This is a genomic window from Streptomyces sp. FXJ1.172 (assembly GCF_001636945.3).
Taxonomy (GTDB): Bacteria; Actinomycetota; Actinomycetes; order Streptomycetales; family Streptomycetaceae; genus Streptomyces.
Window position 1 is genome coordinate 7,268,927 of sequence record NZ_CP119133.2, and the last position, 14,779, is coordinate 7,283,705.

12 protein-coding genes are annotated in these 14,779 nt (G+C 69.9%); 9 read left to right on the top strand and 3 right to left on the bottom strand.

The features are described from left to right. Positions 1-102: 102 nt before the first annotated feature. The 3 genes from A6P39_RS32685 (at position 103) to A6P39_RS32695 (ending at position 4,542) form a co-directional block, all read left to right on the top strand. Positions 103-804, top strand: a complete 702-nt coding sequence (locus tag A6P39_RS32685; RefSeq protein WP_067050565.1) for an HAD family hydrolase — start codon at positions 103-105, stop codon at positions 802-804. 455 nt (positions 805-1,259) lie between these two features. Beyond that, on the top strand, positions 1,260-2,864 hold the full coding sequence (locus tag A6P39_RS32690) for an ABC transporter substrate-binding protein (protein WP_067050562.1): 1,605 nt from the start codon (positions 1,260-1,262) through the stop codon (positions 2,862-2,864). A 97-nt stretch (positions 2,865-2,961) separates the two neighbouring features. Beyond that, entirely contained in the window at positions 2,962-4,542 is a 1,581-nt protein-coding gene (locus A6P39_RS32695; RefSeq protein ID WP_067050559.1) for an ABC transporter substrate-binding protein, read from the top strand. Positions 4,543-4,626: 84 nt separating this feature from the next. On the opposite strand, the gene A6P39_RS32700 is transcribed toward A6P39_RS32695, so the two are convergent. Together A6P39_RS32700 and A6P39_RS32705 are read right to left on the bottom strand one after the other, a co-directional pair. Beyond that, positions 4,627-5,298: a response regulator gene (locus tag A6P39_RS32700; protein ID WP_067050555.1), complete on the bottom strand. Its 672-nt coding sequence runs from the start codon at positions 5,296-5,298 to the stop codon at positions 4,627-4,629. A gap of 14 nt (positions 5,299-5,312) precedes the next feature. After that, on the bottom strand, positions 5,313-6,203 hold the full coding sequence (locus A6P39_RS32705; protein ID WP_067050552.1) for a RecB family exonuclease: 891 nt from the start codon (positions 6,201-6,203) through the stop codon (positions 5,313-5,315). Between the two features lie 188 nt (positions 6,204-6,391). Here A6P39_RS32705 and A6P39_RS32710 point away from each other — a divergent pair, with 188 nt between their 5' ends. The 3 genes from A6P39_RS32710 to A6P39_RS32720 all read left to right on the top strand — a co-directional run bounded on the left by A6P39_RS32710 (position 6,392) and on the right by A6P39_RS32720 (position 9,980). Then, on the top strand, positions 6,392-8,179 hold the full coding sequence (locus tag A6P39_RS32710; RefSeq protein ID WP_067050549.1) for a site-2 protease family protein: 1,788 nt from the start codon (positions 6,392-6,394) through the stop codon (positions 8,177-8,179). Positions 8,180-8,231: 52 nt separating this feature from the next. After that, the gene (locus A6P39_RS32715) at positions 8,232-9,134 is read left to right on the top strand and encodes a tRNA (adenine-N1)-methyltransferase (RefSeq protein WP_067050546.1); all 903 of its coding nucleotides are present in this window, start codon (positions 8,232-8,234) and stop codon (positions 9,132-9,134) included. Positions 9,135-9,407: 273 nt separating this feature from the next. Next, positions 9,408-9,980, top strand: coding sequence for a hypothetical protein (locus A6P39_RS32720; RefSeq protein WP_067050541.1), 573 nt, complete (start codon positions 9,408-9,410; stop codon positions 9,978-9,980). Between the two features lie 21 nt (positions 9,981-10,001). Here A6P39_RS32720 and A6P39_RS32725 read toward each other — a convergent pair whose 3' ends face one another. Beyond that, positions 10,002-10,304: a ferredoxin gene (locus tag A6P39_RS32725; RefSeq protein WP_067050538.1), complete on the bottom strand. Its 303-nt coding sequence runs from the start codon at positions 10,302-10,304 to the stop codon at positions 10,002-10,004. A gap of 519 nt (positions 10,305-10,823) precedes the next feature. Here A6P39_RS32725 and arc point away from each other — a divergent pair. The 3 genes from arc to A6P39_RS32740 all read left to right on the top strand — a co-directional run bounded on the left by arc (position 10,824) and on the right by A6P39_RS32740 (position 14,734). After that, positions 10,824-12,590 (top strand): proteasome ATPase, encoded by a 1,767-nt coding sequence (gene arc, locus A6P39_RS32730; RefSeq protein WP_067050535.1) that lies wholly within the window; start codon positions 10,824-10,826, stop codon positions 12,588-12,590. Positions 12,591-12,831: 241 nt separating this feature from the next. Then, on the top strand, positions 12,832-14,343 hold the full coding sequence (gene dop, locus A6P39_RS32735; RefSeq protein ID WP_443053005.1) for a depupylase/deamidase Dop: 1,512 nt from the start codon (positions 12,832-12,834) through the stop codon (positions 14,341-14,343). Between the two features lie 172 nt (positions 14,344-14,515). Then, positions 14,516-14,734 carry a ubiquitin-like protein Pup gene (locus tag A6P39_RS32740; protein WP_030744708.1) on the top strand — a complete coding sequence of 73 codons (219 nt, stop codon included), beginning with the start codon at positions 14,516-14,518 and terminating at the stop codon, positions 14,732-14,734. Positions 14,735-14,779 lie beyond the last annotated feature (45 nt).

Sequence of the window (14,779 nt, forward strand, 5' to 3'; positions counted from 1 at the left end):
TGAACGAGGCGCTTCGTGCGTCGGAGACGTACACTTGTCGGTCCACTGCAGGCCGGCTCCCGCGCGGGAGCCGGCCTGCTCGTCCCGCAAGGAGGTGCGTGGATGACCAGCACGGTCCCCGCGCTCGGAACCCGTACGGCCGAAGGCTCGACGCTGCAGGCGGTGCTCCTCGACATGGACGGCACCCTGGTGGACACCGAAGGATTCTGGTGGGACGTCGAGGTCGAAGTCTTCGCCGCCCTCGGCCACGTCCTGGACGCGTCCTGGCGCCATGTCGTGGTCGGCGGGCCCATGACCCGCAGCGCCGGGTTCCTCATCGAGGCAACCGGCGCCGACATCACCCTCGCCGAGCTGACCGACCTGCTCAACGAGGGCTTCGAGGACCGCATCGGCCGCGCCCTGCCGCTGATGCCGGGCGCCGCCCGCCTGCTCGCCGAGCTGCACGAGCAGGCCGTCCCCACCGCCCTGGTCTCGGCCTCCCACCGGCGCATCATCGACCGTGTGCTGTCCGTGCTCGGCCCGCACCACTTCGCCCTGTCCGTCGCGGGCGACGAGGTCTCCCGCACCAAGCCCTACCCGGACCCCTACCTGCTCGCCGCGGCGGGGATCGGCGCGGAACCAGCCCGCTGCGCCGTCGTCGAGGACACCTCGACCGGGGTCGCCGCCGCCGAGGCCGCGGGCTGCCGGGTGGTCGCCGTACCCTCCGTCGCCCCCATCGCGCCCGCCGAGGGACGCACCCTCGTGACCTCCCTGGAAGAGGTCGACCTGGCATTTCTGCGCGGTCTGATGACGGAAATGCGCTAGCCGTTCACCCAGCGTGCAAAGTCCGCCGTCCAGCGGCGCACAAAGCCCATTGACCGTGCTGGACAAATTTCCGGGGAAGTACACCCGGGCGGAATTCGCGCCCGGCCGCGCGGCCGAATTCCACTGACTGCCCGCACAGTTGCGAGTGTGACGTTCCCCACCTCGGCAGGCCTCGACATCATGGCCGGAGTGTGCTGGTCGGCCCGGCTGGAGAGGGATCGGCGGATCCTTGTGTCCCGATTGGGGGGATGCTGCACTAATCCTGTCGCAGTCGGGTTTTCAGTGTGTCCACACCCGGTTCCACTGCGTGATGATGGGTCAACTCGCGCGGCCGTGAACCCTGCTGCGAGCGCGGACTAATCTCATCGCGAGAACATCGCCGCAACACCCGCGTTCCGCCGCACCACCCCTGCATGCCGGATACACGGACCGAACTGCTCTGGAGAAACTCCCGCATGAACCGCAAGACTTTGGTGCTGCCGGCGGTCGTCGGCCTGCTCACGCCGGTTCTGGCCGCGTGCGGCGGATCCGGCGGCGGGGGCAAGAGCGGTAACGCCATCGTCGTCGGTACCACCGACCAGTTCGCGGCCACCAAGGACGCCCCGGCGCCCCTCGACCCCGCCTACGCCTACGACGTCGGCACCTGGAACATCCTGCGCCAGACCCAGCAGACGCTGATGGCGCAGCCCAAGGGCGAGGGCGACCCCGTCCCGGACGCCGCGGAGAGCTGCGGCTTCACCGACAGCGGCAGCGAGCGCTACGCCTGCAAGCTGCGGGACGGCCTGAAGTTCGCGAACGGCGACACGGTGACCGCCGAGGACGTCAAGTACTCCATCGAGCGTGTCCTGCGCATCAAGTCCGACAGTGGTGTCTCCTCGCTGCTCAACACCATCGACACGGTCGAGACGCAGGGTGACCGCGAGGTCATCTTCCACCTCAAGACGGCCGACGCCACCTTCCCGTACAAGCTGTCCACGCCGGTCGCGGGCATCGTCAACCCGAAGGACTACGAGAAGGACAAGCTGCGCGACGGCTTCACGGTGGACGGCTCCGGCCCCTACACCTTCCAGGCCGACGTCAAGGACAACGCGATCGTCAGCGCCACCTTCACCAAGAACCCCTCGTACAAGGGCAGCGTGACGGTGAACAACAGCAAGGTCGTGATCCGCTCCTACGACTCCGCCGAAGCCATGGGCGCGGCGATCGACAAGGGCGACATCGACGTCATGACCCGCACCATGACGCCCGCGCAGATCCAGAAGCTGGACGCCGGCAGCAGCAACAAGGTCGACCTCGTCGACATGCCGGGCCTCGAGATCCGCTACCTGGCCTTCAACACCAACGCGCCCAGCGTGAAGTCCAAGGCCGTCCGCCAGGCCATGGCCCAGCTCATCGACCGCGGCGAACTGGCCAACAAGGTCTACGGCACCGAGGCCGAGCCGCTGTACTCGCTGGTCCCGGCCACCATCACCGGCCACTCGAACTCGTTCTTCAACAAGTACGGCAACCCCAGCGTCGCCAAGGCCAAGGCCCTGCTCGCCCAGGCCAACATCACCACCCCGGTCAAGCTGACCCTGCACTACACCACCGACCACTACGGCGCGGCCACGAAGCAGGAGTTCGAGGACCTGCAGAAGCAGCTCAACAACAGCGGCCTGTTCGACGTCTCCATCCAGGGCCACCCCTGGACCGAGTTCCGGCCGGCCGAGCAGAAGGGCCAGTACGACGTCTACGGCATGGGCTGGTTCCCCGACTTCCCGGACGCCGACAACTTCCTCGCGCCCTTCCTCGACAAGGACAACTTCCTCGGCTCGCCGTACTCCAACACGACGATCCAGCACACGCTGATCCCGGACTCCCGCCGCGAGGCCGACCGGCTCGCCGCCTCCAAGAGCCTGACCGCGATCCAGGACACCGTCGCCGAGGACGTCCCGGTCCTGCCGCTGTGGCAGGGCAAGCAGTACGTCGCCGCACGGGACGACATCACGGGCACCGCGTACGCCCTCAACTCCTCCTCGACCCTTCAGCTGTGGGAGCTCGGCCGTGGTGTGAGCGGCTGACGGCTCTCCTCATCCGGGGCCAGGGACGGCTGCCCCGGGATCCCGGGGCCAGGACGGTGGCCCCGGGATGACGGAACCGACGACAAAGGCACATGCAGTGAACATGCGCAACCAGTGGCCGGTCCTGCCCATCGTGGCGGGACTGGCCTCCGGCCTGTTGACCGGCTGCGGCTCGGGGAGCGGTGATTCCGGGGGTACCGGCTCCTCCGTGGTGATGGGGATGTCCGACGACGTCCTCGCCACGGACCCGGCCTCCGGCTACGACCCCGGCTCCTGGCTGTTGTTCGACAACGTCTTCCAGTCGCTGCTCAGTTTCCCGAAGGGAGGGACCGAACCCCAGCCCGAACTGGCCAAGCAGTGCACCTTCACCGACAGCCGGGCCATGGTCTACCAGTGCGAACTGAAGGACGGCCTGAAGTTCAGCAACGGTGACGCGCTGACCTCCGAGGACGTGAAGTTCTCCTTCGACCGCATGCTGAAGATCAACGACCCCTCGGGGCCCGCGATCATGTTCCCGATGCTCGGCTCCGTCGACACCCCGAACGCGAAGACCGTGGTCTTCCGCCTGAAGGTCCCCGACGCCACCTTCCCCAGCAAGCTCGCCTCCGGCGCCGGCTCCATCGTGGACCACCGCCAGTACGACGCGAGCGGGCTGCGCAAGGACGGCAAGGCCGTCGGCTCCGGACCCTACAAGCTGGACTCCTTCGACGGGGACCAGGCGGTCTTCTCGGTCAACGGCAACTACAAGGGCACCGCCGAGGTCAAGAACTCCGGCGTCACCATGAAGTTCTTCCACGGCGACCGCGCCGCCCTGAAGAAGGCCCTCCTCGACAGCAAGATCGACATCGCCTACCGAGGCCTGTCCGCCTCCGACATCGCCGGTCTCGACCAGCAGGGCGGTAGCAAGGGCGTGAACGTCATCGAGGGCAGCAGCGCCGAGGTCCAGCACCTCGTCTTCAACATGAAGGACCCGGTCGCCGGAAAGCTCGGCGTCCGCAAGGCCATGGCCTACCTCCTCGACCGCGACGCCCTGATCAAGAACGTGTACCAGGGCACCGCCACCCCGCTGTACTCGATCATCCCGGCGGGCATCGTCGGCCACAACACGGCCTTCTTCGACACCTACGGCGCCCGCCCGTCCCAGGCCAAGGCCGCGGCCGCGCTGCGCGCCGACGGCATCACCGGCAAGGCGAAGCTCACCCTGTGGTCCACGCCGTCGCGCTACGGCCCCGCCACCGACGAGGAGCTGAAGGCCATCGCCGGACAGCTCAACGCCAGCGGCCTGTTCGACGCCGACGTCAAGTCGGTCGCCTTCGACCAGTACGAGAAGGACATCGCCGCCGGCAAGTACGGCGTCTACGTCAAGGGCTGGGTGCCGGACTACCCGGACGCCGACAACTTCACGGCGCCCTTCTTCGGCAAGGGCAACGTGCTGGACAACAACTACAGCAACCGCACCATCACCGGCTCGCTCATCCCCGACACGGCCGCGCAGAGCGACCGCGCCGCCACCGACAAGGACTTCGGCAGGCTCCAGGACATCGTCGCCGCCGAACTGCCCGTCCTGCCCGTGTGGCAGGCCAAGCAGTACGCGGTCGCCCGCGACGGCGTCTACGGTCTTGAGTACTGCCTGGACGCCTCCACGGTGTTCCGGTTCTGGGAACTGAGCAAGGGCTGACGCCCGGACACACGCCGAGGGTGCGCTTCCCGTGCGGGAGGGGCGCCCTTCGCCGTGGTGGAGAGACCTCCGTGGTGGAGAGACCTACTGTGCGCCGGGGCGCACCAGCCCGCTCTCGTACGCGTACACCGCCGCCTGCACCCGGTCCCTCAGCCCCAGTTTGGTGAGCACATGCCCCACGTGGGTCTTCACCGTCGTCTCGCTGACGAACAGATCGGCGGCGATCTCCGCGTTGGACAGCCCGCGCGCCACCAGCTTCAGCACCTCCACCTCACGGTCGGTGAGGGTGTGCAGGGTGTCCGGCACCGGCTCCTCGCCGGAAGGCAGATGCGTGGCGTACTTGTCCAGCAGCCGGCGCGTGATGCTCGGTGCCAGCATCGCCTCGCCCGCCGCCACCACGCGGATCGCCTGCACCAGCTCGTTGGCGGGGGCGTCCTTCAGCAGGAAGCCGCTGGCGCCGGCGCGCAGCGCCTCCACCACGTACTCGTCGAGATCGAACGTGGTCAGCACGAGCACCTTCGCCGGGCCGGACCGGTCGGGCCCGGTGATCTGCCGGGTCGCCTCCACCCCGTCCATCCGCGGCATGCGGATGTCCATCAGCACGACGTCCGGCTGCAGGGCCCGCACCTGATCGAGGGCCTGCAGGCCGTCACCGGCCTCGCCCACGACCGCGATGTCCTGCTCGGCCTCCAGGATCATCCGGAAACCCGTACGCAGCAGGGGCTGGTCGTCGACCAGTAGGACGCGGATGGCCACGTGACACTCCTTCGCTAGTCGGGCCCCATTCTGCCCTGCGGCCCGGCCTCCGACTCGGCCGCCCTCACCGGCAGCGGATAGGGCGGGGGAGTGCCGCCGAACTCCGGGCAGTGCGCCTGGTGGTCGCACCAGCCGCACAGCTTGGTCCGGCGGGGGCGCCACTCGCCGCTCTCCGTGGCCTGCCGGATGGCGTCCCACAGCGCGTGCAGCTTGCGCTCCACCCGCTCGAGATCGGAGAGGACCGGGTCGTACGTCAGCACGTCGCCGCTGCCGAGATAGACGAGCTGGAGCCGCCGCGGCACGACCCGCTTCAGCCGCCAGACCACGAGGGCGTAGAACTTCATCTGGAACAGCGCGCCCTCGGCGTACTCCGGTCTGGGCGCCTTGCCCGTCTTGTAGTCGACGATCCGCACATCACCGGTGGCGGCCACGTCGACCCGGTCGATGATGCCGCGCAGCCGCAGCCCCGACTCCAGCTCGGCCTCGACGAACAGCTCCCGCTCGGCGGGCTCCAGGCGCGTCGGGTCCTCCAGCGTGAACCAGCGCTCCACCAGCCGCTCTGCCTCGCCGAGCCACCGCGCCAGCCGCTCGCCCTCCGGATCGTCGGCGAACAGCTCGGTCACCTCCGGCCTGCTCTCCCGCAGCCGGTCCCACTGGCCCGGGATCAGTGCCTTGGCCCGCGGCGCGGTCCGTTCCGCGGCGGGGGCGTCGAAGAGCCGCTCCAGGACGGCGTGCACCAGCGTGCCTCTCGTGGCCGCCTCGCTCGGCTTCTCCGGAAGCCGGTCGATCACCCGGAACCGGTACAGCAGCGGGCACTGCATGAAGTCACCGGCCCGGGAGGGCGACAGGGAGGTGGGCGCGACGGCGGCGGGCCCGGCCGCCGCGTCCTCGAAGCTGCTGTCCATGCCCACAGACCTTACGGCCCACCACTGACAGTGACCCACCCCGCCGCCCGCGCCGCCCGCGCCGGCCGCGCGAGCGCGGGGCGAACACAAGGGGTGCCGGGGCGAAACGTGCCGCCACGGCCGCATACCATCGACCTCAGAACCTTCCGCCCGGCAGGTGCGGGAGACGCTTCGAACGAGGGGACACCGTGGACGTGAGCGGCGGGAGCGGGCAGCCGCGGTCCGGCAACGAGGAGCCGGCCGAGCACCCCGCAGGTCCTACGGCCCCGGCAACCGGCCCCGCCGACCACCCCGGGCCACCGCCCCACCACGCCCCGGCGCCCCGGCCCCTGGACAGCGACCGGGGACCCGTGAACGAGGACACCGGGGACGGCCGCCCCCCGGACACGGACGCGCACACAGGCCGGGAGAACGCCGCACACGACGACAGCACTCGGGGGAAGAACACCGGGGACCGCGACACCAGGGACACGGATTCCCGGCACGACGACGTCCCGGACCAGGACACCGGGGCAGCTGCGGAGGCCCAGGACGGGGACGCTGCGGTGGACGGTGCCGGGGAGGCGTCGGCCCGGCGCGAGGGCGCCCAGGACCGGGGCACTGGCGCTGACGGTGCCGTGGCTGCGGAGGCCCAGGACGGGGACGCTGCGGTCGACGGCGACGGCGACGCGGGCGACCCCGGTGACCCGGGCGGCCCGCCCCGCGACGCGGCCCCCACCGACCCGGCCGCCGTCCGGAACGATCAGCACCACAACGCGGAACACCGTTCCCTCGCCCACTCCGGCATCGCCCGGAGCGAGCCGCCGAAGCCGCGGCCCAAGGAGCCCGGCGGGGGCATCCTCATGGGCCGGCCCTTCGGGGTGCCGGTGTACGTGGCGCCCAGCTGGTTCCTCGTCGCCGCGCTGATCACCTGGGTCTTCGGCGGCCAGCTCGACCGTGTGCTGCCCGAGCTGGGCGCCGCCCGCTACCTGGTCTCCCTGTTCTTCGCCGTCGCCTTCTACGCCTCCGTCCTGGTCCACGAGCTGGCCCACACGGTCGCCGCGATCCGCTTCAAACTCCCCGTCCGCCGCATCCAGCTGCAGTTCTTCGGCGGCGTCTCCGAGATCGAGAAGGAGGCCGAGACCCCGGGCCGGGAGTTCGTCCTGGCCTTCGTCGGGCCGCTGCTCTCCCTCGTCCTCGCCGCGCTCTTCTACCTCGCCATGAAGCCGGTCGAACCCCGCTCCGTCCCCGGTGTGCTGCTCGCCGGGCTGATGATCTCGAACCTGATCGTGGCGGCCTTCAACCTCCTGCCCGGCCTGCCCCTCGACGGCGGCCGCATGCTCCGCGCCGTCGTCTGGAAGATCACCGGCAAGCCGATGAGCGGCACCGTCGCCGCCGCCTGGGTCGGCCGCGCCCTCGCCGTCGCCGTCCTGATCGGCCTGCCCCTGCTCAACCAGTCCGGCGCGCTCGGCGGCGACGGCGCGGACACGGGCGGCATGGACACCGTCACCGACGCCCTGCTCGCCGCCATCCTCGCCGCGATCATCTGGACCGGCGCCGGCAACAGCCTGCGCATGGCCCGGCTGCGTGAACACCTCCCCGAGCTGCGCGCCCGTACCCTCACCCGCCGGGCCGTACCGGTCGAGACGGACACCCCGCTCTCCGAGGCCCTGCGCCGCGCCAACGCCGCCGGTGCCCGCGCCCTGGTCGTGGTCGACGCCGACGGCAACCCCCTCTCCCTCGTCCGCGAGGCCGCCATCGTCGGCGTCCCCGAACACCGCCGCCCCTGGGTGACGGTCAGCGGCCTCGCCCAGGAACTCACCGACGGCATGCGTGTCTCCGCCGAGCTGGCCGGCGAGGACCTGCTGGACGTCCTGCGGGCCACCCCGGCCACCGAGTACCTGGTCGTCGAGGAGACCGGCGAGATCTACGGCGTGCTGTCCGCCGCCGACGTCGAGCGCGCCTTCGTGAAGGCGATGGCCCGCCCGTCCGTCTAGTGTCCAGTGTCTGGTGGTCAGAGCCTCCCGCTCGGGCCGGTAGTCTGTTCACATGTCCGAACCGACCGGTGCCGCCCGCAGGCGCGGGCCCTTCAAGGTCGGGGACCAGGTACAGCTGACCGACCCCAAGGGCCGCCACTACACGTTCACGCTCGAAGCCGGGAAGAACTTCCACACCCACAAGGGCTCCTTCCCGCACGACGAACTGATCGGCGCTCCCGAGGGCAGCGTTGTCCGCACCACCGGCAACGTCGCCTACCTCGCGCTGCGCCCCCTGCTCCCCGACTACGTCCTGTCCATGCCCCGCGGGGCAGCCGTCGTCTACCCCAAGGACGCGGGGCAGATCCTCGCCTTCGCCGACATCTTCCCCGGCGCCCGCGTCGTGGAGGCCGGCGTCGGCTCCGGCTCGCTCAGCAGCTTCCTGCTGCGCGCCATCGGCGACCAGGGCATGCTGCACTCCTACGAGCGCCGCGAGGACTTCGCCGAGATCGCACAGGCGAACGTGGAGCGCTACTTCGGCGGCCCGCACCCCGCCTGGCAGCTCACCGTCGGTGACCTCCAGGACAACCTGTCCGACACCGACGTCGACCGCGTCATCCTCGACATGCTCGCCCCCTGGGAGTGCCTGGAGGCCGTCTCCAAGGCGCTCGTCCCCGGCGGCATCCTGTGCTGCTACGTGGCCACCACCACCCAGCTCGCCCGGACCGTGGAGTCCATCCGGGAGATCGGCTGCTTCAACGAGCCGACCGCCTGGGAGACCATGATCCGCAACTGGCACATCGAGGGTCTGGCCGTCCGCCCGGACCACCGGATGATCGGCCACACCGGCTTCCTGCTCACCGCCCGCCGCCTCGCGGACGGCGTCGAGCCGCCCATGCGCCGTCGCCGCCCCGCCAAGGGCGCCTACGGCGAGGACTACGCCGGACCCAACGCCGACGGCGGCACCGGCCGCTGACCGGCCGCGCACACATCCCAACGCGAGGGCGCCGTGCCCGAGTTCCCGCCGAGCGAGGGGAACTCGGCCACGGCGCCCGTTCGTTGAGAGCGCACAGGGTGCCCCGTGTCGCCGCGGTCGCGCACGCCCCGCACGCGAGCGCGTCGGCGTACGCCCGCACACGCGCGGGCGGTTCGCCTGCGGGAATCCCGGACCCCGCCGTTCCCCCGCACTGTGACGTGTGGCACCATGCTGGCCACCCCACCGGCACAGCCCTCACGGGAGACACTCCTAGTGCAGCAATCCGCCGTTCCGGAACTCGCCCACACCCAGACCAGGCCCATCCACTGGGTCGCCACCGCCACGGCCGTCGCCGGCGTCGTGGCCCTCTCCTCCGTCGTCCAGCCAGGATCGGCCACGGCCGCCACCGGCACGCACACCGCCTCCGCTCCCGCCGCCGTCGCGGCGCCCAGCACCACCGGCGTGGACTTCCCGCTGAGCTGCGGCCGGGTGAAGGCGGTGGTCGCGAAGAAGGCCACCGGGGACCTGGACGGCGACGGCAGACCGGAGACGGTCGCGGTCGTGCACTGCGACTCCGCCATGGGCACCCCGCCCGACGGGGTCTACGTCGTCACCCGCCCGTCGGACGGCGGCAAGCCGCGCGTGGTCGCCACCCTCGTGGCCCCGCAGGACAGGGTCACCGTCACCGGGTTCTCCATACGCGCGCGCGGGGTCGACGCGACCCTGCTCGGCTACTCCTCGAGCGCCGTGCCCAACTGCTGCCCCGACCTGAAGACCCCGGTCAAGTGGCAGTGGAACGGCAGCGCGTTCGTCCGCTCCACGCCCGCCTCGGCCCACAGCGTCTGACACCGGGCCCGGCGCCGGGACTCACTCCGCGTCGGGCCCGTACACCTCGACCTTGTCCGAAACCCGGCGCACATGGATGCACTCGCCGGGACACTCCTTGGCCGAGTCCACCACATCGGTCAGCAGCGGCAGCGGTACCGGCACGGTGGCCCCCGCGTCCTGGAGCAGTGCGTCGTCCGCGCCCTTCACATAGGCCAGCCCGTCGATGTCCAGCTCGAACACCTCGGGGGCGTACTGGGCGCAGATCCCGTCGCCGGTGCACAGGTCCTGGTCGATCCAGACCTCCAGCGCCTCGCCGCCCGGGGCCTCCTGCTGTACGGTCACTTCTCCTGCCCTTCCGGTTCGCCGGGCGGTCGGCCGGCCCGAGGCCAGCCTGGTCCGCTCCGGCGGCTGTTGAACACCCTCGACCCTACCTCCGCCGCTTTCGGGCCTTCTTCCGCCGGTGACCGGGTTTCCGCCCGATCCCGCTCGGGTACGACCGCCCGGCCAGGACAGGTGTGTCCCGGCCAGGGGACGACCACTTCAGCGCCGGTCGGCGGTGACACCGTCCGCCCGGACCGTCGCTCTGCGTGATGGCTGCGCGGGCGCGCTGCGGGTTGCCCGCATACGGGCCGACCGGCCCGGAGTGGACAACTCCGGCCAGCGTTGAAGGAATTCGACCACGCGATGCCCGGAACAAGCTGCTTCCACATCACGTTGAGTGGGTATCCCCTCCGTGCGAGGGAGAGCGCACCGGGTGACCGACGACACACCTTGACAGTCTTGGTGATCTAGGGGTTTCAATCGACACCCACCCAGGTAGGGTCTGGAAGCGTCCAGCTCCCCTTGGAGGAGGTGAGGACCGTGGCAGCCCACGACGACGACATGAACCGCGGCATCCGCCCGGGACGAGGGTCCGAAGACCCGGCCGGGCAGATCGCCTACCTTGAGCAGGAGATCGCCGTCCTGCGACGCAAGCTCGCCGACTCTCCGCGACACACGAGGATTCTCGAAGAGCGGATCGTCGAGCTGCAGACCAACCTGGCCGGCGTGTCCGCCCAGAACGAACGACTGGCCAACACCCTGCGCGAGGCCCGCGACCAGATCGTGGCCCTCAAGGAGGAGGTCGACCGGCTCGCCCAGCCGCCGGCCGGCTTCGGAGTCTTCCTGGAGGCGAACGAGGACGGCACCGCAGACATCTTCACCGGCGGCCGCAAACTGCGGGTGAACGTCAGCCCAAGCGTCGACCTCGACGACCTGCGGCGCGGCCAGGAAGTCATGCTCAACGAAGCGCTCAACGTGGTCGAGGCCATGGAGTTCGAGCGCGTCGGCGACATCGTCACCCTCAAGGAGATCCTCGAGGACGGCGAGCGCGCCCTCGTGCTGGGGCACACCGACGAGGAGCGGGTGGTGCGGCTCGCCGAGCCGCTGCTGGACGTCACCATCCGCGCCGGCGACGCCCTGCTGCTCGAGCCCCGCTCCGGCTACGTCTACGAGGTCATCCCCAAGAGCGAGGTCGAGGAACTCGTCCTCGAAGAGGTCCCGGACATCGGCTACGACCAGATCGGCGGTCTCGGCAACCAGATCGAGGCCATCCGCGACGCGGTCGAGCTGCCGTACCTCTACCCGGACCTGTTCAAGGAGCACGAGCTGCGCCCGCCCAAGGGTGTGCTGCTCTACGGCCCCCCCGGCTGCGGCAAGACACTGATCGCCAAGGCCGTCGCGAACTCGCTGGCCAAGAAGGTCGCCGAGGTCACCGGCCAGGCCGCGGGCAAGAGCTTCTTCCTGAACATCAAGGGCCCCGAGCTGCTCAACAAGTACGTCGGCGAGACCGAGCGGCAGATCCGCCTCGTCTTCCAGCGTGCGCGTGAGAAGGCCGGCGAGGGCACCCCCGTCATCGTCTTCTTCGACGAGATGGAGTCCCTCTTCCGCACCCGCGGCTCCGGTGTCAGCTCGGACGTGGAGAACACCATCGTCCCGCAGCTGCTGGCCGAGATCGACGGTGTCGAGGGCCTGCAGAACGTGGTCGTGATCGGCGCCTCCAACCGCGAGGACATGATCGACCCCGCCATCCTGCGCCCCGGCCGGCTCGACGTGAAGATCAAGATCGAGCGGCCGGACGCCGAGGCGGCCAAGGACATCTTCGGCAAGTACCTCACCGAGCGCCTCCCGCTGCACGCCGACGACCTCGGCGAGCACGGCGGCAGCAAGGAGACGACCGTCCAGAGCATGATCCAGACGGCGGTCGAGCACATGTACGCCGAGTCCGAGGAGAACCGCTTCCTGGAGGTCACCTACGCCAACGGCGACAAGGAAGTCCTCTACTTCAAGGACTTCAACTCCGGCGCCATGATCGAGAACATCGTGGGCCGTGCCAAGAAGATGGCGATCAAGGACTTCCTCGAGAAGAACCAGAAGGGTCTTCGCGTCTCCCACCTGCTGCAGGCCTGCGTGGACGAGTTCAAGGAGAACGAGGACCTGCCCAACACCACCAACCCGGACGACTGGGCCCGGATCTCCGGAAAGAAGGGCGAGCGGATCGTATACATCCGTACGCTCATCACCGGAAAGCAGGGCGCGGACACCGGACGCTCCATCGACACGGTGGCGAACACCGGTCAGTACCTGTAAAAGCAGGGCGGCTGCGGGTGCCCTCGCCGGGTACCCGCAGCTCTCTGTTTTCCGGCCACGGCCGGCCACGACCGGAGCAGGCAATGACGCAAATGATCTCCCCACCAGCGCAAAGGCGTTCTAGGCTCGTTCCTACCGCCGAGTCGCGCAGTGCGGGGACGGGCACCGCACACGCACCGGAGCGCCAGCGGTACTTGAGCGGCGCCCACGACCGAGGGTGCCGCCGGGCAAGGAGGGCCGCATGACCGTACGGCGAGTAATGGGCATCGAGACGGAGTACGGGATCTCCGTCCCCGGCCACCCCAACGCCAATGCCATGCTCACCTCGTCCCAGATCGTCAACGCCTACGCGGCGGCGATGCACCGGGCCCGCCGGGCCCGCTGGGACTTCGAGGAGGAGAATCCGCTGCGCGACGCGCGAGGCTTCGACCTCGCCAGGGAGGCCGCCGACGCCAGCCAGCTCACCGACGAGGACATCGGCCTCGCCAATGTGATCCTCACCAACGGCGCGCGTCTGTACGTCGACCACGCACATCCCGAATACAGCGCCCCCGAGGTGACCAATCCCCGCGACGCCGTCCTGTGGGACAAGGCCGGCGAGCGCATCATGGCCGAGGCCGCCGAGCGGGCCGCACAGCTCCCCGGCGCCCAGCCGATCCACCTCTACAAGAACAACACCGACAACAAGGGCGCCTCCTACGGCACGCACGAGAACTACCTGATGAAGCGGGAGACCCCCTTCTCGGACATCGTGCGCCACCTCACGCCCTTCTTCGTCTCCCGCCAGGTCTTCGCCGGAGCGGGCCGCGTCGGCATCGGCCAGGACGGGCACGAGCACGGCTTCCAGATCAGCCAGCGCGCGGACTACTTCGAGGTCGAGGTGGGCCTCGAGACGACGCTGAAGCGCCCGATCATCAACACGCGGGACGAGCCGCACGCGGACGCGGAGAAGTACCGCCGGCTGCACGTGATCATCGGCGACGCCAACCTGTCGGAGATCTCGACGTACCTGAAGCTGGGGACGACGGCGCTGGTCCTGTCCATGATCGAGGACGGCTTCATCGCGGTGGACCTGGCGGTCGACCAGCCCGTGCGCACCTTGCACCAGGTCTCCCACGACCCCGGCCTCAAGCGCCTGGTCACCCTCCGCAGCGGCCGCACACTCACCGCGGTCCAGTTGCAGATGGAGTACTTCGAGCTGTCGCGCAAGTACGTGGAGGAGCGCTACGGCGCGGACGCGGACGAGCAGACCAAGGACGTCCTCAGCCGCTGGGAGGACACCCTGAACCGCCTGGAGAACGACCCGATGAGCCTGGCCGGCGAGCTGGACTGGGTCGCCAAGCGCGAGCTGATGGAGGGCTACCGCCGCCGTGACGGCCTCGACTGGGACGCCGCCCGGCTGCACCTGATCGACCTCCAGTACGCCGACGTACGCGCCGAGAAGGGCCTCTACAACCGCCTGGCGGCCCGCGGGCGCATCAAGCGGCTGCTGGACGAGGCCGAGGTCGACCAGGCCCGTACGAAGCCGCCGGAGGACACACGCGCGTACTTCCGCGGCCGCTGCCTCGAGCAGTACGCGGACGACGTCGCCGCCGCGAGCTGGGACTCGGTCATTTTCGACCTCCCCGGCCGGGACTCGCTGCAGCGCGTCCCAACCCTGGAACCGCTACGCGGAACGCGAAATCACGTCAAGGAGCTGCTCGACCGCTGCCGCACGGCGGAAGACCTGGTCAGGGTCCTGTCGGGCGGCTGAGCCGGGCCGGCGGGCACGGGCGGCGCTCCGGGCGGCCGGGGTGGAAATCCCGCCGTCCGGGAATCATCGAGGTGGCCCTCGTACGTTGTGGAAACTGCGGGGCCGATGTCGGACCCGGCTTGTAGGGTCTGATCATCACCGATCGGCAGGCGAACTGAGCGGGGTGAGGGTTATGGCAACCAAGGACACCGGCGGCGGCCAGCAGAAGGCCACACGCTCCACCGAGGAGGTCGAGGAGCAGGCGCAGGACGCGCAGGCCCAGGGCGACCTCAAGGAGCGGCACGAGAAGCTGTCCGACGACGTGGACTCCGTCCTGGACGAGATCGATGACGTCCTGGAGGAGAACGCCGAGGACTTCGTGCGTTCCTTCGTGCAAAAGGGCGGGCAGTAGGCCGTCCTTGCCTTCGAATCACAGGTTCGAGGGTGGGGGAGTCGT